General features: G+C 30.1%; 23 protein-coding genes. 18 read left to right on the top strand and 5 right to left on the bottom strand.

Going from position 1 to position 22,298, the window contains the following annotated elements; all coding sequences use genetic code 11:
- The first annotated feature begins 275 nt into the window (after positions 1-275).
- From ACFX4E_RS26775 to ACFX4E_RS26760, 4 genes are all read left to right on the top strand, one after another.
- Positions 276-839 carry a YitT family protein gene (locus tag ACFX4E_RS26775; RefSeq protein ID WP_377239064.1) on the top strand — a complete coding sequence of 188 codons (564 nt, stop codon included), beginning with the start codon at positions 276-278 and terminating at the stop codon, positions 837-839.
- Between the two features lie 284 nt (positions 840-1,123).
- Complete coding sequence (locus tag ACFX4E_RS26770) at positions 1,124-1,417, top strand: hypothetical protein (RefSeq protein WP_377239063.1); 294 nt, start codon at positions 1,124-1,126, stop codon at positions 1,415-1,417.
- Between the two features lie 807 nt (positions 1,418-2,224).
- Positions 2,225-2,746: a PadR family transcriptional regulator gene (locus ACFX4E_RS26765; RefSeq protein ID WP_377259681.1), complete on the top strand. Its 522-nt coding sequence runs from the start codon at positions 2,225-2,227 to the stop codon at positions 2,744-2,746.
- Positions 2,747-2,749: 3 nt separating this feature from the next.
- Entirely contained in the window at positions 2,750-4,459 is a 1,710-nt protein-coding gene (locus ACFX4E_RS26760; protein ID WP_377259693.1) for an MFS transporter, read from the top strand.
- 196 nt (positions 4,460-4,655) lie between these two features.
- On the opposite strand, the gene ACFX4E_RS26755 is transcribed toward ACFX4E_RS26760, so the two are convergent.
- Positions 4,656-5,501 carry an isocitrate lyase/PEP mutase family protein gene (locus ACFX4E_RS26755; RefSeq protein WP_377239060.1) on the bottom strand — a complete coding sequence of 282 codons (846 nt, stop codon included), beginning with the start codon at positions 5,499-5,501 and terminating at the stop codon, positions 4,656-4,658.
- Positions 5,502-5,597: 96 nt separating this feature from the next.
- A complete protein-coding gene (locus tag ACFX4E_RS26750) occupies positions 5,598-6,074 on the bottom strand; it encodes a DinB family protein (RefSeq protein ID WP_377259684.1) in 477 nt (158 codons plus the stop codon).
- Positions 6,075-6,234: 160 nt separating this feature from the next.
- Here ACFX4E_RS26750 and ACFX4E_RS26745 point away from each other — a divergent pair, with 160 nt between their 5' ends.
- The 3 genes from ACFX4E_RS26745 (at position 6,235) to ACFX4E_RS26735 (ending at position 9,846) form a co-directional block, all read left to right on the top strand.
- The gene (locus ACFX4E_RS26745) at positions 6,235-7,146 is read left to right on the top strand and encodes a DNA-3-methyladenine glycosylase family protein (RefSeq protein ID WP_377259687.1); all 912 of its coding nucleotides are present in this window, start codon (positions 6,235-6,237) and stop codon (positions 7,144-7,146) included.
- Between the two features lie 322 nt (positions 7,147-7,468).
- Positions 7,469-8,584, top strand: a complete 1,116-nt coding sequence (locus tag ACFX4E_RS26740; RefSeq protein ID WP_377239057.1) for a HesA/MoeB/ThiF family protein — start codon at positions 7,469-7,471, stop codon at positions 8,582-8,584.
- Between the two features lie 17 nt (positions 8,585-8,601).
- Positions 8,602-9,846, top strand: a complete 1,245-nt coding sequence (locus tag ACFX4E_RS26735) for an MFS transporter (RefSeq protein ID WP_377239056.1) — start codon at positions 8,602-8,604, stop codon at positions 9,844-9,846.
- A gap of 466 nt (positions 9,847-10,312) precedes the next feature.
- Here ACFX4E_RS26735 and ACFX4E_RS26730 read toward each other — a convergent pair whose 3' ends face one another.
- Positions 10,313-10,801, bottom strand: coding sequence for a DinB family protein (locus ACFX4E_RS26730; RefSeq protein WP_377239084.1), 489 nt, complete (start codon positions 10,799-10,801; stop codon positions 10,313-10,315).
- Positions 10,802-10,993: 192 nt separating this feature from the next.
- On the opposite strand from ACFX4E_RS26730, the gene ACFX4E_RS26725 reads away from it, so the two are divergent.
- From ACFX4E_RS26725 to ACFX4E_RS26705, 5 genes are all read left to right on the top strand, one after another.
- A complete protein-coding gene (locus tag ACFX4E_RS26725; protein WP_377239055.1) occupies positions 10,994-11,272 on the top strand; it encodes a hypothetical protein in 279 nt (92 codons plus the stop codon).
- A gap of 142 nt (positions 11,273-11,414) precedes the next feature.
- Positions 11,415-11,789, top strand: a complete 375-nt coding sequence (locus ACFX4E_RS26720; RefSeq protein WP_377256569.1) for a DUF5412 family protein — start codon at positions 11,415-11,417, stop codon at positions 11,787-11,789.
- 281 nt (positions 11,790-12,070) lie between these two features.
- On the top strand, positions 12,071-12,484 hold the full coding sequence (locus tag ACFX4E_RS26715; protein ID WP_377239125.1) for a lactococcin 972 family bacteriocin: 414 nt from the start codon (positions 12,071-12,073) through the stop codon (positions 12,482-12,484).
- Between the two features lie 109 nt (positions 12,485-12,593).
- Positions 12,594-14,801 carry a DUF1430 domain-containing protein gene (locus tag ACFX4E_RS26710; RefSeq protein ID WP_377239123.1) on the top strand — a complete coding sequence of 736 codons (2,208 nt, stop codon included), beginning with the start codon at positions 12,594-12,596 and terminating at the stop codon, positions 14,799-14,801.
- A gap of 7 nt (positions 14,802-14,808) precedes the next feature.
- Positions 14,809-15,450 (top strand): putative bacteriocin export ABC transporter, encoded by a 642-nt coding sequence (locus ACFX4E_RS26705; RefSeq protein WP_377239121.1) that lies wholly within the window; start codon positions 14,809-14,811, stop codon positions 15,448-15,450.
- A 499-nt stretch (positions 15,451-15,949) separates the two neighbouring features.
- On the opposite strand, the gene ACFX4E_RS26700 is transcribed toward ACFX4E_RS26705, so the two are convergent.
- On the bottom strand, positions 15,950-17,062 hold the full coding sequence (locus tag ACFX4E_RS26700; protein WP_377259690.1) for a hypothetical protein: 1,113 nt from the start codon (positions 17,060-17,062) through the stop codon (positions 15,950-15,952).
- 159 nt (positions 17,063-17,221) lie between these two features.
- A complete protein-coding gene (locus ACFX4E_RS26695; RefSeq protein ID WP_274583246.1) occupies positions 17,222-17,356 on the bottom strand; it encodes a hypothetical protein in 135 nt (44 codons plus the stop codon).
- A gap of 820 nt (positions 17,357-18,176) precedes the next feature.
- On the opposite strand from ACFX4E_RS26695, the gene ACFX4E_RS26690 reads away from it, so the two are divergent.
- The 6 genes from ACFX4E_RS26690 to ACFX4E_RS26665 all read left to right on the top strand — a co-directional run bounded on the left by ACFX4E_RS26690 (position 18,177) and on the right by ACFX4E_RS26665 (position 22,176).
- Positions 18,177-18,611, top strand: coding sequence for a DUF2712 domain-containing protein (locus tag ACFX4E_RS26690; protein ID WP_377239119.1), 435 nt, complete (start codon positions 18,177-18,179; stop codon positions 18,609-18,611).
- Between the two features lie 85 nt (positions 18,612-18,696).
- Positions 18,697-19,458, top strand: a complete 762-nt coding sequence (locus tag ACFX4E_RS26685) for a DUF2705 family protein (RefSeq protein ID WP_377256578.1) — start codon at positions 18,697-18,699, stop codon at positions 19,456-19,458.
- Positions 19,448-20,167 (top strand): WxPxxD family membrane protein, encoded by a 720-nt coding sequence (locus ACFX4E_RS26680; protein WP_377239117.1) that lies wholly within the window; start codon positions 19,448-19,450, stop codon positions 20,165-20,167. Before ACFX4E_RS26685 ends, ACFX4E_RS26680 begins: the two co-directional genes overlap by 11 nt.
- Positions 20,157-20,888: a DUF2705 family protein gene (locus tag ACFX4E_RS26675; RefSeq protein ID WP_377239116.1), complete on the top strand. Its 732-nt coding sequence runs from the start codon at positions 20,157-20,159 to the stop codon at positions 20,886-20,888. Before ACFX4E_RS26680 ends, ACFX4E_RS26675 begins: the two co-directional genes overlap by 11 nt.
- A gap of 21 nt (positions 20,889-20,909) precedes the next feature.
- Complete coding sequence (locus tag ACFX4E_RS26670; RefSeq protein ID WP_328246602.1) at positions 20,910-21,548, top strand: ATP-binding cassette domain-containing protein; 639 nt, start codon at positions 20,910-20,912, stop codon at positions 21,546-21,548.
- A complete protein-coding gene (locus ACFX4E_RS26665; RefSeq protein WP_377239115.1) occupies positions 21,541-22,176 on the top strand; it encodes a hypothetical protein in 636 nt (211 codons plus the stop codon). Before ACFX4E_RS26670 ends, ACFX4E_RS26665 begins: the two co-directional genes overlap by 8 nt.
- Positions 22,177-22,298: the final 122 nt, after the last annotated feature.

Below are 22,298 nucleotides of genomic sequence, written 5' to 3'. Positions count from 1 at the left end.
GATTTTAGAATTGTTAATAAGATTTCTGATAATGCTGATTATGTGAAATAAACATATATACGATACACAGCTTAAAAAGCAGAAAAATTCCCATAGGTTAGAAGGGAGTTTTCTGCTTTTTAGGAGTTTACTATAGTATTATGATTTATCCATCTTGAGTAGTTTGTTTAAAAGATAAACTTTTATTCATTTACATAAAGAGAAAAAACATTCATGACAGGGAGCTAAAGCTTATACATATAGTAAGAGATAAATTAATTAAAAAGGTGATTATTATGTTTCGAAAAATACCGGTTGTTCTTGTCGGAAGCTTATTGTTAAGTGTGGGAATTAATGGATTTTTAGTTCCTCATTATTTGTTAGATGGAGGAACAATTGGAATTGCTCTCATCCTTCACTATTATTTTGAATTTCCTACAGGTGTGATGATTATTATTTTGGGTTTTCCATTATGTTGGTTTGCTTGGGTTTATGAAAGAACTTATTTTTATAATAGTTTTTATGGGTTAATTATTTCTTCTTTATTGATTGATTGGCTAGAGCCTCTTAAAGACCAGTTTCAACTTTCTGTTTTTCCTAGTGTAATCTTTGGAGGAATATGTATTGGGACGGGAGTTGGTCTTATGCTTCGATACGAGACAAGTACTGGAGGAACAGATTTACTAGCACAACTTATATCAAAAGCTTTTTCCTTAAACATTGGGATGGTTATTTTAATTATAGATGGTTTTATCATAACAGCAGCTCTTCCTTTATTAGGACCTAAAACGTTTCTTTTTTCATGTTCGACAATTTTTATAGGTGGAATGACGACTTCGTTAATTACAAAAAAGGAATAATTCGGATTATAAAGTTAGTATTTTCTATCCTCCGTTTTTTGCCCCTCCCTTTCTACAACCTTCAATCGCTTTATAAGTTCATGTTAACTATTTTGACTTATAAACCTAAAATCCTTCTAAAAATGGCCTTCTTTTAGAGTGATCTAAAATACATAAACCTTTTCGTGAAAATTAAGGAATGCTGCTATGACATTTGTTTGATTATAAATTGAATACCATATCTCTTTCTAAATCATACTATATAAGTACATTTGTATTTATATGAAAATCAGGAGGGTCTATTAATGAGCAATGGTAATACACCGGCAATTGGATTCATTTACAACGGTGAATTTTACGAGATACTTATAAATAAGAAGTCCACAACATTTAAGGAAAACATTAGCCCCCAGGAATCTAGATTACCTACGAAGTTAAACTTTCCTGGTGAAGACGAAAAAAAATTAGTTTTTGTTTCCTATAATTCCACCGGAAATGGTCAGACACCAATAATACTTGAGAAATCTAATCAATTACCAGAAAACGCTATAAAAATGTTATTAGAATACAGTATTGATTCATCTAGACCTTTCTTATAAAGGAAACTGAATGTGGAATCTGTTTTCAAAAAATATAGCATAATTATCCATAAGGACTATTTTTATAGGAACTAACATATTATATAATGCAGACTTTTTATGCATTCACCTTCCACTGGGGGTATCGAGAAAACGTAGTCATATCAAGGATGTATAAAAGAGAAAAAAAGAACTTCTTCGAAACCTTGGGGCGTAAGGGTTCTCTTTTTTCGTGTCTTCCGGAAAGAGGCATTATGTTAACTAAGGTTGTATACGATATACAGCTTAAAAACAGAAAAACCACTGGGCCTAATCAGTGGCTTTTTCTATCCTCGTAAGGAATGGAGAGCTATTTTATGATGCCTCACGGCGTCTTGTATAGTTTGCTTAAATTATCAGTAACTTATGTAATAAAAAGAAAAAACTACTGAACAGGGATCAGTAGTCTTCTCATGAAGCATGTTGTGAACTCAAGAAAGTAGTGAGGATTTCCAATTAGAAACTTCACAGCTTCTTAGATAGTTTGCTCAATATGTAAAAAAATAATTATTATTAAAAAGAGAAAAAACAATCCCTGGGAGTTGGATTGTTTTTTCTCAAGGAAAGATCAGGCTGATAGTTCCTTGTTGTATTTTATGTTTCTCACTTTGTGTTATGACTACCTATAAAAATCCATTATGTTAACTAACTTTGTATATGATATTCATTAAATAATAAGATTTTTTACCTAATTTTTCTATAATAAAAAATATATGTTTGATTTTCATATTAACATTGTTTATATTAATATTATATATATAAACAATGTTAATATGAAGGTGGATAAAAATGAACATACAAAATGTTATCTTAGGCTTTTTAGTCGAAAAACCGATGAGTGGGTATGATATTAAACAAATGATGGAAAATTCTGTTTCCTGCTTTTTTGATGCTTCTTACGGAGCAATTTATCCAGCGCTTCGAAGAATGGAAAAAGATATGCTGATTGAAAAGGAGGTTATTCAACAAGAAGGAAAACCTAATAAAAATCTATATGTCATTACTCCAAAAGGAGAGGAAGCATTCCATAGCTATATGAATAGTCCGTTAAACCCTACGTTAATCCGATCAGATTTGCTAATACGCATATTTTTTGGACAATATACTAGCTACGATAAAATAAAAGAATGGCTGAATATAGAGAAACAAAAGGCACAAGCACAATTAAATAATTTAACATTGTTTAATGAGAAATACCCTAATATGGAACGTCATAAGAAAATTACACTTCTTTATGGGATTGATGAGGCAAGATTTACCCTAGAATGGATAGAAAAAGAATTACACCAGTTAACGAGTGTAGGTAAATAAATGATGCAGAAAAAAAGCCAAACAAAAGTTTTGTTATTAATGTGTTTAGGGATCTTTATCTGTATGATTGATTCTACAATAATGAATATTACCTTGCCTGCCATCCAAGAAGACTTACATACTACATTGGAAACGAGTTCCTGGATGCTTAATGTCTATACCATGACTATTGCAGTACTTGCCATACCAATGGCAAGGTTTGCTGATATGTTTGGGCGAAACAAGTTTTATTTGCTGGGATTAATAGTATTCGGATTTGGTTCTTTATTATGTGGCTTATCGTTTTCTGCAAACTTCCTAATTGTAGCTAGATTTATTCAAAGTGTAGGGGCAGCTATTCTTATTCCACTCAGTATGGTTATCGGAGTAGGGATAATGCCAATAGAGAAAAGAATGGTTTCGCTAACTTTATTAGGCGCAACGCAAGGTTTATCCACCGCATTAGGGCCAACGGTGGGTGGAATTATTACAGAAAAATTGAACTGGCATTGGGTATTTTACGTGAATATACCGGTGTGTGTTATCGGTGTTATTGCTTGTATCTCCTTACTTCCCTTAAAACAAGAAAAGAAAGTTGAAGCTAGGGTTGATTGGGGAGGATTAATTCTTTCAACTATTGCACTATTCACAGCAACCTTAGTGTTAATTAAAGGAAACTCTTGGGGATGGACTAGCAAAGGGGCCTTAATTTGCTATTCAATTAGTATTATTTCGCTCATTTTATTTATTTTATTAGAAAAAAGAGTACAAGATCCTATGATTAATTTGGCCCTCTTCAAAGACCACCAATTTCTAGGATCTGTACTGGTTGTCTCAGCAGGATATGTTTTTTTAATAGGAGTAATGGTATTATTGCCACAATTTTTGACAAGGTTTCAAGGAAAAACTGAATTAGAGGCTGCCCTGCTTGTTACACCTGTATCAGGAGCTATCTTTCTCTTTTCACAGTTAGCAGGTTTATTGGTTAAAAAAATAGGTTTTATTGTTCCTGTTATTCTAGGTTTTATCATTATGGGAGGTGCTTACTACCTTCTAGAGAGTCTAAATATTAATAGTACATCATCTGAGATTATTATGTTGTGTACATTATTAGGAATTGGATTTAGCTTTATAATTGCCACAGCTACAATAGCGAGCACTTCCTCATTTGAAGGCGAGTTATTAACGGCTTCACAAGGCGTATTCTCTATGCTTCGACAAGTTGGTGTTGTTTTAGCAGTCGCTATTTTTGTAGGGGGATTAACAAATAAAATTGATCAAAATCAAGATAAAGTAATTAAGTATGCTACAACTCAACTAAGTCAACTTAATATAAAAGAAGCTGAAAAAACTAAGGTTTTACTACATACAAAGGATGTTTTTCATTCTGATAAAAAGCAGGTTGAAGAAAATAATCAACTTTCTGAAAAGCAAATAGACAGGATGGTTGAAGAGAAGTCAGAACATATATTAAAAGAGATGCCTTCCGATAAGAGAGAGGTAGCCAAACCATTAATATATAAACAGGTATATGAGCAGGTAACAAAACAACAAACAGAAATAGAAAAATACTCAAAAATAGTCAATCAATATGGAACGACTAAAATTGCTGGTAGTTTTAGTGACTTGTATAAATCTACAGCTCCCTTCGTGTTTATTTGTGCCTTTTTAGGATTTACATTTAGAAAAGAAAAAAAGAAAAAATTAGTCACAGGCGAACTAAAAATAAATTAATCTGATACTTATTTTTCAACATGTAATGATAAATTATGGACGAAAAGCCCTAAACAAAGGGCTTTTTTAATCGTAATTTCCGATAAATAGTTTTATGGTAACTGTTTAAATATAGTTCAAATAGCAAAAGAACTACTGTATATTTAAGTAGTCCTATCAGCTCTATAAAGGCAAGCTAAATATAATTTGATAAATTCTATTTAGGAGTCCCAATTAGTTCTGTTATCGCATTATAACTCATATTATCATTCATTAATCGTTGAAAATTATTATCATAAAGGATATCTTCAGTAATTCTTTGTAATAATGTAGCAGTTGCTCTAAAGGGGGCGGATCCAGTACTTATTCTTTCAATACCAACTTGCGATAATATATTAATAGAAGGCAAGTTTGGCCCAGACAAAAGATTAATGGGACAAGATAGTTCTTGTCGAACTTTTTTAATGGATTCCATGTCATATAGTCCAGGAATAAAAATACAATCTGCTCCAGCCTTTTGATATGCTTTTCCCCTATTAATGGCTTCTTGAAGTCTTAGATCAGGATCTCCTGTATTTAACCAATACAAATCAGTGCGCGCATTAATAAATAATGGGGCTTTTAGCGATTTAGATAGTAATCTAATTTCAGATATTTTTTCTACTTGCAACGAAACATCTAAAATAGGACTATCTAAATCTCCTGTCCCATCTTCTAGGTTTATACCAATTCCTCCTGCTAAAATGATTTCCCTTACATTATCTACCACTTCATTAGTAGACCTTCCATATCCGGACTCTAGGTCTACACTGACAGGGATATTGACTGAATTAATAATTCTCTTAACAGCTCCTAACATTTGTTCAAAAGGAATTTTTTCACCATCAGTATAGCCTAAAGACATTGCTATACCAGCACTGGTCGTTGCAATAGATGGAAACCCATTTTTCTCAAAAATTTTAGCACTAATAACATCCCAAGCATTGGGCAAAACAAAAGTATAGGGTCTTTTGTGAAGTTGTTGAAACGTTTGAAATTTAAGTAATTGCTTTTCATTATTCACAATGGTTCTTCCCCCTTTAAATAAACAACTTTATGGCTTTGTATGAGCTTTCTTTAGAGCAGAGGAAAATAAAACAACAGGAGATTAATCAGAAAATTAATCCCATATTATAGGACGTTTAACTTTTGCAGTTCTTAAGTAATCTAAAAGTTGTCCTGTATGTACTGATTCATGATATGCAACTCGTAACAACATGTCCCCTAACTCTCGAATATATCCCATCTCTGAACGGTCTATTTTTATCTCAGTTAGTTGCTTTTCATTAAGGAGTCCTAAAAACTCTATAAATTTTTCCCTATATGGTTGAGCAAACTTTAATGCTTCTTCAACAGAACTAAATGTTTTTAGCTTATAAGGATTATGCTCCTCTGTTAGAGAAAGGTTAAGGGGTTTTTCTAACATTTGATGATAGAGGTATTCTCCTTCAAGAACATGATGTATCATCTCCCTACATGACATTGCTTCTGGATCAGGGCGCCAGTCTAACCTATCTTGAGGTATTGACATCCATACTTCTATACTTCGACGTCTCACTTCTTCAAAATTTAGTAAAATAAAATTCATCGCATTCATTTTTGCTCACTCCTTTAGTTTTACTATAAATATAACATATCCAAAGTATTACAATGAAAAATATGGATGGTTTTATAAATATTATCTGTTTATTTGGATTAATCATTAATTTTTTAAGAAAGCCTGTTAATATAGATTTATTAAAAATTAGGAGGAACTTATGAGACAAAAAATAATTAGAATTAATAAACCAAGCATATATAATTTTGATTTAATTTTAAGGTACATAAAAAAATCGCCCTCCTTTGTAATCGAGAAGATTATTGAAAACACATATTGTAGAGCTTTTGTGATAGGGGGGAGAATGTACCTAGTATTAGTTAGGGACGAAGGAATCGATAGTAAGTACTTGGAAGTTAAAGTTATTGGTGAAGAAGTTAAAAATAATCATGTTCAACTAATAAAGGAGAAAATTATCACAATGTTTTGTCTGGAACAAGATATAGACAAATCTCAAAATTTTATAGCTAATGAATCTAAAATAGGAAAATTAATAAAAATGTACGAAGGGTTTAGACCTGTTTTATTAGGAAGTGTCTACGAATCCACTATATGGGCAATCATCGGCCAACAAATTAGTGCAAAAGTTGCTCATGGGATTAAAAAAAGTTTATTAGAAAAAACAGGTGCTAAAATAACAATTAATAATTGCGAATATTATACAGATTTGTGCCCACATAAGGTGTTGGAGTTAAGTATAAAACAACTTCGTGACTTGAAGCTAAGTCAAAGAAAAGCTGAATATATTCATGAGATAACTAAAGCCATTATAAATGGAGAGTTAGATTTAAGTAACTTATATTTATTGAACCGTGAAGAGGGTTGTAGCTATTTAATGAAACATAGAGGTATAGGAAAATGGACGGCAGAGTCAATACTAATGAGAGGTATAGGGCGTCAAGACATTCTACCCGCAGGAGATTTAATTATACGTAAAGTAGTAGGAGAGATATATGAGTATAATGAATTATTAACAGAACCACAAGTTAGAGAAATGTCTACTCAATGGAAAACTGCAGAAACCTGGATTACTCATCTATGCTGGTTTTACATGCAAGAAAAAATATTATAAATGGAATATTTGTAGGTTTAAAATAAACGAAAAAAAGGATAATTTACCTGTTTTTGTTTGAATATTATAAAAATTGGATTTAATTATTGAAAATGCTTTTTTAATGCAATATTATAAATATATCTTTTAAGAAATGGAGGTGCTAGTTATGAAAGTAAAAGTTAAAAAAACAACTAATAAAGCTGCGGTATTAAACGGTATTCCAGGCTAAAACGTTATCTTTATTTGAACTACTTACTTATTGTTTAAACTTCAAGTCTGTAAATATAGGGAGCTATCATATGATAGGTCCCTATTTCAATAATTGAGGAAATGGAGTGAAATGGAGAAAATGAAACCTAAGTTCAAAGAGACAATCCCTGTATTTTTTATAAATGATGAAATCCATATTGGTGAAGAAGATGGAGTAGCAGGAGTTATTGAAGATCCCAGTGGAAGTATTAAGTATTTAATTTCTCTTATTAACGGAAAAAATTCTATAGAAGAAATAATACATTTAGTTCAAGAAAAGTATCCAAACATAAAAGAAAATGAGGTATTAGAAGGGATAAAGGCATTAGATACAGAGAAATATTTAGAAGATAATTCTTTAAACCCTCAATCTATAGGAGATTATGAACTCGAAAGATATAAAGCAAACCTTAATTACTTTTCGCTTTTTACGTCTTTAGAGGACAACAAGTACAATGTGCAAGAAACTATCATAAATACTAAGGTTGCTTTGCTCGGAATCGGAGGCTTAGGTAGCCAAATACTATATCATCTAGCTGCATTAGGTTTTCATAACATTAATGCATTGGATTTTGATACTTTGGAATTAAGCAATTTTAATAGACAATTGTTATATTCTGAAAAAGATATTAATAAGTTAAAAACGGAATTAGCAAAGGAAAGAATATCGAGTTTTAATCCTAATGTTAATTTAAATGTTACTAATAAGCGTATAGAATGTGCTGAAGATGTAATGGCACATATTGAAGGTAGTGATTATGTAATTTGTGTAGCCGATAAACCAACCCTTCATATACAGGATTGGGTAAATGAAGCAGTAGTGAAGTTAGGAAAGCCGTTGGTTTCAGGTGGAGTCCTAAACACAAGGGGCAGATTTTATTCTATGTTACCAGGAAAAACTGGGTGTGTAGAGTGCCATAAACAAACCATAATTGAGAGTGATGTTATAGTTAATAAGCAACTTGACAGTATGCATCAGATAAATTTCCAACGAAATAATGCTGCGATTAGTCCTAATGTAGCTATGTTGGCTGGTGCTATTGTAAATGAATTTTTAGGGTTGGTAACAGGTATTCAAACTCCAACATCATTAGGGAAAATGATGGAATTAAATTTCCTTACATATCAAACTTACCCTATTTCAGAGTGGAATAAGAAAGAGGATTGTCCAGTTTGCCATTCCGCACCTGTAACAGTCGGTAAATAATTTTTATGGGAGGGTAAATGTTGAAGTTGAAATCTTATGAAGTACTAAAGAACAGAGATTTTTTATGCTTATTTTTAAGTGCCACAACAAGTAAGTTGGGCACGTCTTTTTTTCAAATCGCACTGCCTTTATTAGTATATGATTTGACTAAATCACCAAGTTTAATGGCATTAACATTTGTCTTAGAAATTACACCTCAAGTATTATTTAGTTTGTTAGGCGGAGCCTTAGCTGATCGTATAAGTAAAAAATACATTTTATTAATAGGTGATATTTTATCAGCCATTTTAATTATTATCATACCTCTTGCAGCTTCAATAAACGTTTTAGATATATGGATTGTATACGTGGTAGCTTTTTTAATATCAGCTGTCAGTGCATTTTATCATCCAAGTTTTGAATCAGTCATACCAGAAATTTTAGAAGGTGAAAATTTAATACAGGGTAACTCTTTATTCAAGTTATCAGAGACAATTACAACCTTTGCAGGCCCTTCAATAGCAGGTATTCTAATTGCTTTGGTCGGAACTCATAACTTGTTATATTTTAATTTTTTCACGTATTTTCTTTCTGGAATATTCATTAGCTTAATAACTAAGAAATATAAAAGCCAGAATCCAGTTAGTAGTTCTATAATGAATTCGATAGCTGAAGGAGTTAAATACGTTATAAATACTAAAAAGATTTTGATAGGGACTATTCTCATATTCTTAATTAATGTGGGTTATGGCGCTATGGAAGCTTTATTTATGTTTCATCTAAAGGATAATTTACATTTGTCGGCACAGTATATTGGTTTAATATTTTCCCTACAAACCTTAGGTTCATTTGTAGCAATCTATGCTGCAAATAAACTAAATAAATTACCGCGAGGAAATATAATTATCTATTGTGGAGTGATAATAGGTTTAGGACAAGCTATCCTTACTTTTTCAAACACTGCAGTTATTTTGTTGATATTATGTAGAATTGTAATTGTCGGTGCTGTAACATTATTGGCGATTAATTGGTTTACCCTTAGGCAAGAGATTGTACCATCAGCCTTATTGGGAAGAGTAATTAGCTCAACTCGTATGTTAGCTTTTTTAGCTTTACCGATTAGTGGAATGTTAGCAGGTGTAGCAGCCGAATATATTAGCGTCTCTTTAATTTTTATTTCAGCAGGTATCCTTACGATTGTGGCGTCTTTAATCGGTATTAAAACCTCTCTATTTGAGACCCAACAATCTATAGATCAACCTATTAATAGTAGCAACAAGTAGATAAGTACTTGAGTTGACTTGAAATATATTCATATTTATTGTATTCTTCTATAAGAACTTCATACTTGGAGTTTAAACAATAAGTAAGAACCCCTTTAGCATATAGTTAATAGGGGTTTTTAATTTTTAATCTAAATGTGTGTCTGAAATACAAGCAAAAATCTTTTTTATTATCGTTCTCTTCGCTTTTTCAAATGGAATTTTGAAGTTTAAATAATAAAAAACCTCTAGGATATTTACCTTAGAGGTTTTTTGTATCGAAAACACGTTTTATGGAAACTAAAAAAGACAAATCAGTGGGGTATATTACACAAATCTTTAGTTTAGTTGGGTAGGAAGACATTCTTAAGAATGTCTTCCTACCTCAACTAGTGTAAATTATTGTATATACTAGAAGATGCCGAAATTTGAAATCTCATATTCGCTTAATTACAAGCCATGAGTTTTATCAATAAAATTCATTAACTTAATTTTTCGGCAATGTATGACTAAGTTCTTTACCAATAAGATTAGCTGAAACTGGTTTCTTTCCTATTTCCCTAGCCCATACCGATAATTGTCCAATATGGTGTATTTCGTGAGCAATCATATGACGCATAACTTCTCCCCAAGTCTCAGTTACTATACTTCCATCTGGTTGTGGATCATAAAGAATATTCTTTTCTTTTTCTGCATTCCAAGACCTAACAAACTCTCTTACCTCAAACTGAAAGTTTGTATCTAGCTGGCGAACTTTTTCTAAGCTTTGATAGTTCTCAAAACTCTCCTGGAAATCATCCTTTCCCTGAAGAACGCGAACCCAACTCCACTCTACATCAACAATGTGAAAGAGAGTATGTAATATTCCTCCTACTCCTCCTGTTCGTTTCCGAAGCAATTCCTCTAGTGGAATATTCTCACACCATTGATACCACTCTTCTCTAACCAACCAGTTATAATGAAACATAGTTTGCAAACTAATTCCTCCGTTTACTGTATTTTTCACTTTGTCTCTTTTTTAATGGGGGTATTAATTAGTTCGAGAAATATTTATAGATACCTGTCTCATTGGAATAAGACAAGGTAATACATAGAGTCGTATAGACTGTTTTGTTCCTACAAAATCCCTTATGGTAACTTTAATAAGTACTTAGGAAAGGTGAAATCAATGTTTGAAAGTCAGCCAACTAAACAAGATTTGATAAACAAATTGGAAAACGTTCTTAAAGGAAATATGTCTAGAGAACAATTTAATCAATGGTCCTATAAATGGGTTCAAAACCTAGAGAGTAGAGATAGGCTTTCTTATGATGAAGATCAACTACATGAATACCTTATTTTTTTATTATGTATTGATTTAGAAATTGAACCAAATATATATTTTCATGAAGATATGGAACTAAAAGAATGGGTTAAAAAAATAACACTAGGTATTCCATTAACTTAATATAGTTATTTCAATGATTGCCCATAATCCGTTTTATGGTAACTAGATCTGTATACTATATCATGCTCTTTAAACTCAATTCTGATATATAATCAGATAAGAATAGAACTATAATTTAGTATGCCTAGATAGGAGTTGAAAATTGAAAAACCGATATATAGTGTGTTTAGGTGCATTAAGTGCTTTTATAATTATAGGATTCATTTGGTGGTTTCTTTTTGCACCTGGCTATCTACAATTTGCTCCAAAGGGAGAAGATATTTCTCAAAGTGCATCACCTAACGGCGATTACATAGTGAAAATTTACCGTTCAAGTGGTGGAGTGACTACACCTTTTGCTATTAGAGGAGAAGTGATTTCTACAAAGAAGATTTTTAATAAAAGAAAAAATATCTATTGGAATTATCCTCAAGAAACTGCCAAAGTTAAATGGGTAAATAACAAAACAGTTAATATTAGTGGCCATATATTAAACGTTAAAAAAGATACATTTAATGCTAATGATGTAGATAATTAAGTTCTATTTTTAAACAATAAAAAGCTCTTATCAAAGAGCTTTTTGTTGTTTAATTACCAATAGGCTACATTATGGTAGCTAAAAGTGTATACTTTTACAAACTAGATGGAGTGGATAGAGATGGTACGATAAACTCTCTAACTTTTTGGGTTCAGTTCAGTATCAAGGGCTTTTTCATTGTGTGAGAATTAATAGTTTAATATTTACTTATTTGGTATAAATATGGTATCATCATTTTGTGTTTAAAATTAATGAAAAATAAGGAATAAGAGGTATTTTTTATGATCAAAAAACGTATTTTAGGTATATCTTTAATTGGAATGATTGCTCTAACAACTGGGGGACAATCATTAGCTGCAAGTTCAGAAGTTGACCATGGAGAAGAGAATTTAAATAACGTAGCAGCATCCACACCAAATAGCACCACTGTTACAGCTCTTTCTACTGAAAAAGTTGGAGGAGGCACATGGAATCGTGGATGGGGTTTCGCTGATTATGGTAAGAAGAAGAAAGCTTGGTCAAACTATAAACATTCCAAAAAAATTCATAAATCTTCAAGTCAAGTAGGTCCTTACTATGATACAAGCGACTGGACTGCTAAAGGTAAAACATCAACTTCTAGCTCAAAAGGCGGTCTACTAGAGGATGCTCACGCATGGTATGATACTATTACTGAAGATTCTAAGAAAAAATAGTAGAAACGAAGGTTTTATATGGAGTGATAAGTATAAAACACCATGAATTTTTAATAAATCATGGTGTTTTTATATATTATTTTTTACTAATTAAAGGAGTTTGTTAATCTTGAAAAAATTTTTAGTGTTGTTTTTTGCACTAGTATCCATTTTTTCTTTCTTAATTACTTATACACAAATAGAACATACACAAATAGAAAATATGGAGAATATCGAAAAAAATATTGCTAGAGAGTTTACTATACCTAAAAACATGGTAACAGCAACCCCAGAAACTTTATATCCAATATTATTAGAAACAGCCAAAGAATATAATATCAATGTTTTTAGGCCAAGTATTAATTATAATTCAGATGATAAAGTAGAACTAATTAAATACATATTATTAACTAATGAAACACACTTTTATGATGCTTTCAAATTAAAAAATGGAGATTTTTTAAATCCCTCGAAAACTCAAAGAGGAGATTTCTTCCTTTCAAATGTGAACACAACTAGTAAGAAACAGACGGGTGAAATTTTAAATTTTGGTAACAACAGCAATGTTATGATAAAAACCCTAAAAGACTCATACAAGTATTTGCCTATAGAAGGTCAATACTTTGCTGAAGCTCCTGACAAACAGACCTTTAAAAACTTTTTGAATAGCTTTGTTCTTAAAATAAATAAAAAGTATAATCAATCTTTGAGCATCGATGATTTTACTAAAAGTAATCATAGTAGTAAAAATAACACTAGTTCAGGACTAATGTATTTAACATATATTTACTATATAGTTATTTTAATAATATTACTCTTTTTAATTTACTATATATTCAATGAATCCAAAAGGGTTGGAATTATGAAAATCCATGGAATCAGTGATATAAAAATATGGTCTATACTTATTGGGAAATTAATAACTGTTTTCTTTAGTATATTAACTATTGTCCTGGTAATAATTGCTCTTTTTATAGAAAATACTATGTGGGAGTTTATTTATAAAGTAGCAATTTATCAAATGAAAACCTATATCATTATTATATTAATTTCACTTATTTCTTACATATTTATCTCTAAAATGAAAATTAATGAAGCAATAAAAAATAAAAAAAATACTAATGAAATATTTATATTGAATGTATTACTCAAAATAATTTGTTCAATTATACTAATATCTTTTGGGTTTGTAATGTTGAATCAGTATAATACCATAAAAATAAAACAAGAGAATATGAAAAACTGGACACATAGTAAAGATTATGGAATATTTTATCCATTGTATGTAGGACACGACCAAGAAGATATAGCAAATGGGCAACGTAAAAATACTGAACAAATAAATGGTCCTTTGTATCATACACTTAATAATATGGGAGCTATTTTAATTAATGCCACTGCTTATGAGGCAGACAATCTACGTTTAAATAGCGATTATAAAGGGATAAATTCTGTTAAAGTTAATAATAACTATCTACAAGAGTTTCCAGTTTACGATGTTAATAATATTCCTATTAAAGTTTCTGAAAATGAGACAACGTGGGTGCTTCTTGTTCCAGAAAAATATCGAATGAAAAGTAAAGAAATCCTTAAATTTTTTAAACAGGATAGAAGAGATTTTAAAGATGCTGAAGAAGAGTTTTGGAATAAAAAACTTCCTAAAGATATTAAAAAACAAAAAATAAAAATTATTTGGACAAAAAATAAGCAAGATATCTTTAGTTTTAATCCAGAAGTATTTAAATATCAAAATAATATGATTAAAGATCCTATTATACAAGTAATAACAGAGAATAATAGCCTAAATATGGATAAAAGCTCCATACTGGGTAATGGGAGTTCGGATCCTCTAAAGATAAAGTTAATAAGAAGAGATTCAGATGCAACTTATCAAAAATTAGAACCACAGTTAAAAAAATTAAAACTAGATGATAACTTAAGACACTTAATAACCGTTGATCAATATTCATTACAAGAAATTCACGATTTACAAAAACAAATGAATACAGTTTTGATAGTAATTTCAGGTATGTTGGCTGGACTATTAATTATAAATATTCAGACTGTAATTGTTTCTTTTAACAAAAATCATCAGAAATACACTGTAAATAGACTATTTGGAATAAGCTTTATTAAAACGTACAGACCTTATCTATTATTACTTTTAGTATCTTGGGTGATTCAAGTAATAGTTTGTCTTATGATGAATAAAGGATTTGATGTCGATTTGTTAATAATTGCTTCAATACTTATATTTTTAGAGCTAATATGCTCAATTTTCACCATCATAATTATAGAAAAACGAAGTATAATAAAGTATTTAAAAGGAGGGTTCTAATCTCATTATGGAGACCTTATGTAACCTTGTAAGTGTAAATAAGAGCTATAATAAAAAACTTGTATTGAATTCTATAGATTTAAAAGTATACAAAGGGGAAATGGTAGCTATTACAGGCAAAAGTGGATCAGGAAAAACTACACTTTTAAATATTATAGGTATGCTCGAAAAGCCGAGTAATGGAGAGGTTCAGTTATTTGAACAAGATATTTCTTCTATTAGCGCTATTGAGAGAGCTCAAATCCTCCGGACAAAAGTTTCATATTTATTTCAAAACTATGCTTTAGTTGAAAATGCTGATATTAATTACAATTTAGAAATTCCATTAATCTATTCGAAAAAAACTAAAAAAGAAAAGAAAAAAATGAAAATAGAAGCACTTAATAAAGTAGGGTTAGATATTGCTCTAAACCAAAAGGTACATGAACTATCTGGAGGAGAGCAACAAAGAGTAGCTATAGCAAGATTATTTTTAAAGTCCTGTGATTTAGTTTTGGCTGACGAACCCACAGGATCACTTGATTCTACTAATAGAGATGAAATTATAAAACTTTTAAAAATCCTTAATGAACAAGGAAAGACAATTATTATCGTTACTCACGACGAGTTTGTAGTTAAAGAATGTAAGAGGTCCATTGAATTATCATGACTGAATGAACTGATTATTGATTGCAAGGTAATTATAAAAGTTATCCTCTCGATTAATTGGACTTGCTTCTGTGACAATTGATGCTTCAACTTATTTTTATATTTAAAAAAGACTACACCCAAGAGATGTAGTCTTTTTTGTAGAAGTACGTTAACTATAATATTATCTTTGATATAAGTCTTTTGGCTTATTTTTCTACTCATAATAGTTATTTTACTAACTAGGTTTTAGGAATAGAATATTATACCAAAACTAATAAACGACTGATGTACTAACTATATATTAGGTAATTTGTATTTTCTAGTCAAAGGCTATATTTATTCGCGCAGTAAATTTTGGCCGATAGAATTATTCTTTGTCTGTAAAAGTATACTTTTTACGAATAATTTTAATAAAGTAATGGAAAGAGAAACAAATAAAAGAGGCTCCTTTTTTCAAAAGGAGCCTCTTTTATTTACTTGACAGACACTAAAATTCTAGTAAACCCTATAATAATAATTTATCTATCTGGGACAGTTGTTGTAATAACACCAGTCCCATGAGTAGAGCCATAACTTACATGAAGAGAGTGACTAGTTTTAATTGCAAAACTACCTGATGTATTAGTCACACGTAAACCCGGTTTAGTTACAAACGGATTTTGCATATAATCGGAAGTGTGAGTCCATATCCATCTACCATATTTATTAGCTGTAGAAGATACATTATTTGTTATGACTGAACCTACTGAAAACGACCAAGGATTACTTGGAACTATACCAGAAAGATTAACGGATACATTGTAGCCAGCATCATCAAAGGGTCCATATGATACAAGTTTTTCTGCACCATAGTTAACGTCATTGCGAGTTATTAATTGATTAATTCTAAAATGTTTCGATTCATATTCATTAAATGAATCAATATCCCATACTGATCCTGTTTTTCCATTTATAATTGCCGACGAAGATTTTCTTAATAAATGTACTGTTGACGTATATGTACCTGCTTGAAGATGAGTAATAGGCTGATAGAATTTAAAAGAATACGTTTTATAATAGCCACCTTTTGGTTGAGAGGCCACTGCCATCGTACTTAAAGAATTAGAAGAAGATTTTGATGACTCACTAGTATTATCTCGTTCTAATTGATTAATAAAATTTTCAGAACCATTTTTAATTTCCTTTGTATTTTCCAATGCATCTTTTTTCATTTCAGAAAGTTCTTCATTATTTAAAACATTATTTCCATCAACATCTGTGAAATAATATTTCTCATAAAGTTTCCCATCTAGTTCAGTTTGATATACTGCGTACAAATGATTGTTTCCCGGTTCTTCTATAACATTGGTATCTATTGGTTTTCCATTATTATGAATGAATTTTGTTTCTATATCACCTTGCGGTACAGTTTTAGATTCTACCTTAGATTTTAATTCGAATTTTTGGTCTTTATTATCTTGAATCCAACTTGTTTTAACTTCTGATTGTACAGATTCATTAAATAATTCTTTATCCAATGAATTTTGATTACTTACTTCAGCGTGAGCTTTTGACAAATCTAAAAGTCCAAATAATGATATAGTTACTGCGATAACAGTAACTTTTTTACAAAATACACCATTTAATTTCATGCACATTTACCTCCTTTTAATAACTTTAAAGTTAAATAAAAACAAAAATACCATAAAAATGGAATTACCTTTACCAGTGTACATGTTTTTATGAGTTATGAAAACAGTAAAATAAAAAAACTAGCCTTTTACAGCTAGTTTTTTTATTTTACTGTGTAGTCATTTACTTACTAATACAGCTAACAAGTCAATAATATCATCTATCCTGTATGCTATTATTGCTGTACTTACTGCAGTAACTAACAACAAAAATAATTTGAGAGTCTCTACCAAATCTTTGGCAATTTTATGCATTTAATTCACTCCTTCTGAAATCAGTTTATTTACATATGTACATGGAAGGACTTACCATTCACTTAATAAATTTCCGTTCTAATTATCAAAGATGTATTTTTTAAACCAACTCTAACATGGTTATCATAAAATATAAATACTTTATTAAATTATAAACTAATTGAATTGGAGTTAATATAAGTTTATAAACAACAATTAATCAAGCTCTTATAATTATTTTTGAGAGAATATGTCCAAAATATATTAATCTTTTAGCCAGAAAGTCTGTCTCTATGATAATGCCTGTATCAAGTCTTTTCATACTATATTAAAAAAGGGGAAGTCTATTATACGCAATATCTAGACTATTCTGCCACAAAAGTATCCATTTTTCAGTTTATAGAAGGATGTTATAACTGAAACGGAATCTATAGTATAGCATCATCGACTGTCCACCCCTCAAACAATTGAAAAATAAATAGGAAAAGCACTTTAAGACTTGATGTTTCTGTGTCCAATTTATTAACTTAAATCCATTTTTTACAAAAAATCTTCGATAGGTTTAACACTTACATAATGATATTCTTCCTACTAAATCACTTACCATTATAATAGTTTTTTCTTTTTTCTATATTACCCCTTTTTATGAAAAATTTTTACAATAATTCATTTCTTTAGTATTGATAATTTGCTATAATGAAAAAAGTTGACTTTTAAACCCAAAAAAGTAACAATATAGGTAGTCTTAAAGGGGGCTCAATGTAGAGTTTTATATTAATGTTAATTACTTGAGGGTTAAGTTAACAATTTATTATCTACTACATTGAAAAGAGGTAGCCAAGTGCTTAAAAAGTTGAAAAATTCAAAAGGTCTACAAATAGCTTTAGCAGCTGGAATTTTAGGGGCTGTTATTATACCTTCTTCTGTATCAGCATCTGATGATGAATATGGGTATTATTTTACTATCAAAACTCTTCAAAAGAACTCATATACTGCATACAAATATAGACAAACAGATGATACAAGAAATCCCTGGAAAGTTGGTATGACTTATTCCAATGAGCCCGGTGGAAAGACTATTACTCGATTTTGGATGACAGAATCTAAAACTAAATCTCGAGCAACCAACTCAGTTGATGTGTTAGAGGGATATGAGTACTATAACCCCACATATAAACTAGCTAATAAACACGACGTAGCTTTAACCGCAGAGAATAACAATTACAATACTAATACATACATTGCTGAAGGCTATTGGGACGAAGAAACACGATAGGAATACTAAAATAAAATGCCCTCGTATGAGGGCATTTTATTTTAGTATTTATATATTGTTACTTTTAAAAAGAATGGAGAATAAAATGAAGAGTAATATATTAAGATTCTGTAAGGACAAAAAATCTATATCTATCTTTTGGTTTATCATTTTACTTCCTTGTTTAGATCTAATTTTAGTTAAAGCACAATGGAAGCTCGGTTTAAACCCAAATCTTTCGTTTGTATTAGCCGGAATGTCCGCAGGACATATACCACAAATTCTTTTGTTCTGGTTCCTGCCAATTTATACATTAATCTTGTGTTCAGATTCTTATATACAAGACGTTAAAACAGGGGTGAATAATTTAATAATTTCTAGAAAAGGAAAAAGAGCTTATTTGCTAAACAATTTTTATAGTTCTTTTCTAATTCCTTTTCTAGTGATGTTTATTGCTCTGCTAATCAACTTAATTTTGGCATGGATAGTAAATAGCAATGGACATGAATCTAGTGGCCTATTAGAAATGAGTAATCCTAAAAATGAATTATTTAGCTTTAGTCAGCAACATCCTTTTTTAATAAACGTTATTTTTTTAATAAATGTTAGTTTCTTTACAGGATTGGCAGGGTTATTAGGATTAAGTATCTCCATGATATTTCCAGATCGCAAGTATACATACCCATTAACCTTTTTTATATGGTTTATTCTTGTAGCTCTTCCCAATCACACCATAACTATGGTCATGCAGCCGTTTACAGAATATGATTATAACTATGTTATTTCTTCGTGGCTTTTTAATTTTATTATCCTTTTTATCATTGCTATTGTGGCTTATATTTATAAGGAGAAAACAGATGAATTATAATAATAAATCTCTTTTTATTGTTTCTTTCTTATTGCTTACCCTATTTTTAGCTTTCTTCTGGGTTATGCAAAATAGTACGTTTATTAATACAGTACAAAAAGATGTATTAGTATATATGAATAGCAGTTGGCAAGGATTTAACTCTCAGCGTGCCTATGCAATTTATTATACTTTACTTTTTCTCTTGTTTATGAACCTAGGATTAAGGAAGGAAGAACCTTCTGTTGTAGTTTTACATAAAAGTCGAACAGATTTCTATGTAAAACGATCAGTACATATTTTAATATCAGCTCTCTGGTTCTCTTTTTCTATCTCAATAATAAATATCCTTTTGACCCTTATTTTTATAGAACACTCATTATTAATAAAAGAAAGGTTCTATTTAATAACACTCTTAAACGGAATATCCATTTTTTTATTTTTCAGTTGGATTGGTATATTAGAAAAAATTATTGAGGACAAAATAAATTCTTATGTTTTAGGGTTAATAGTTACGTTCATTTTAATTAGTTCTACTTATTTTTTAAGAGATTATTTACCATGGCTACCGATTAAAGATATCCGTTTATATGAAGGGTTTTTAACAAAAACTTGGGACATTTATGATACTCTAGTCCTTTATTTAAAGCAATTAGGACTTGTGGTAGCAATTTTAATTTTAGGACATATTATTTTTAAGGAAAAGGATATTATCTTTTATGAGAAATAATATGAGGAATTTTATACTGATTTTTTCATGTATTTTCCAGAGTTATAGCTTTGTTGCTTTTTTCTCCTCTTTTTATAATCAATGGGGGCATATACCTTCGTATTTAATGGCAATACCTACTGAAGCATCATATCCTTTAATGATTGTGTGGTACATCGTATTTTCCAGTATAAGTTTGTATTTTTCAGGAGAATTATATGATAAACTACATGGTTTTGGTAAATACATATTAGTGCGTAACTATAATAAGAAGATGTTTTTCTTAAGATTTATGGGATCGATTGCTATTAAAATAATATTTATTTTAATAATACAAACTTCTATTTACTACTTAACTATGTTATTTATTGATCATGATTTACATTCTATAGAATGGCTTTTACTGTTCAAAAGTTTGTTAATTTATTATATAACAATGTTTACTTTAATATTGCTTCAAATAGGATTAGAGCTATATATATCACCACAAATAGCTTTTTTAATTGTAAATATTTACGTAGTATTTTCTATCTTATTAGCAGGATTAATTTTTGATTATAGGGCTTATAAATCTTTGTTATACTTCTTGATACCGAACTTTATGATGGGACTAAGAACGGATATTATCAATCAACAAGACTTTATTATAGAGTTTAATTATGCAATTCCTCTTCTAGTGTTGTATATATCTACTATAATCTGTCTCTCTTTGCAAAAGATAATGAAAAAAGACTTCTATTAACTTTTTAACCGGAGGAATAAAATGACAACTATTATCGCTTCAAATTTAAGTAAAAAAATAAAAAAACAATATGTACTTAAAGATATAAATTACACATTTGACACTGGCATGATTTATGGATTGTATGGTCGAAACGGTTCAGGAAAAACTATGCTTTTAAGGGCCCTTTCCGGGCTGATACGTCCTTCAGAAGGTAGTATACTAATAGATAATAAGAAGTTGCATGAGGATATATCTTTCCCACCAAGTATAGGTGTAATCATAGAAAATACAAGTTTATTACCACAATATGATGCTTTTACAAACTTGAAGATATTAGCAAAAATTAAGAATATTGCATCAGATGAAGATATTAAAGAGGCAATTAAACGTGTTGGGCTTGATCCCCTTAGTAAATTAAAAGTAAAAAAATTTTCATTGGGAATGAAACAACGTTTAAGTATAGCTCAAGCAATATTTGAAAAGCCAGATATTATTTTACTTGATGAACCTACAAACGCAATTGATGAGGAAGGTATTACCTCTATTAGGAATCTATTATTAAAGGAGAAGGACAGAGGAGCTACAATTGTAATTGCCAGTCATAATAAAGAAGATTTAACCATATTAGCTGATAAAAAAATTATAATGAATAGTGGTGAAATTGTAGATAATGACTAATATTAAAAGAGGTATATTTATTGTTATTGTGCTGGTCTTAGCCTTCCTGTTGATTTATAGTATGTTTTTTTCAAAACTAAAGTTAGATTTAAAAAACCGTAATACAGTAGATAATCCTGCTAAAGAAATTACATTATCTACTGGTACATATACAGCAGGAAAAGAAATAAAGCCTGGATACTATGATGTTTCTAGCACTTCAGGAAGCATCAAATATAACAATATATCTGTAAAGAAAAAAGAAAGTATACTAAATTATCCAGTTCAAGATAATACTTCTCAAGATATCGAAGGGCATGGAAAGTTAAAATTTACACCATCGAAGTTTCAACAATTACATAAAGACAAATCTAATAAATATACTGTAGATCATACTGGCTTCTATTTGCTTGGAAAAGAACTTCCTCCGGGGCGTTATGAATTAGTAAGTCAATCTAATAGTGGTCAGGTTTATATATATGAATCTGAGGATATGAGCACAATAAATAAGAGCTTTGATTTAAAAACTCAAGATAAAAAAAATATTAATTTATATAAAGGCAACCTAATGTTTATTCAAATTAATGAACATGCAAGTAATGATCATCCTGTTGTACTCCACTATAAGCGTAAATTAGAAGAAAAATAAAGACTATAAAAGTTAATTAATGTGCAGAAGTGAATATGCACTATTTGGAGTTAGTATAGTTTCATGGACACCATTTAATTAAGTCCTTACAATGACTTTTGAGAGGATGTGTCCGAAATGGA

It is taken from the genome of Priestia sp. YIM B13491 (assembly GCF_042787605.1).
GTDB lineage: Bacteria > Bacillota > Bacilli > Bacillales > Bacillaceae_H > Priestia > Priestia megaterium_E.
Note: the sequence above shows the minus strand (reverse complement) of the source record. Positions and strands in the feature narration are given on the sequence as shown.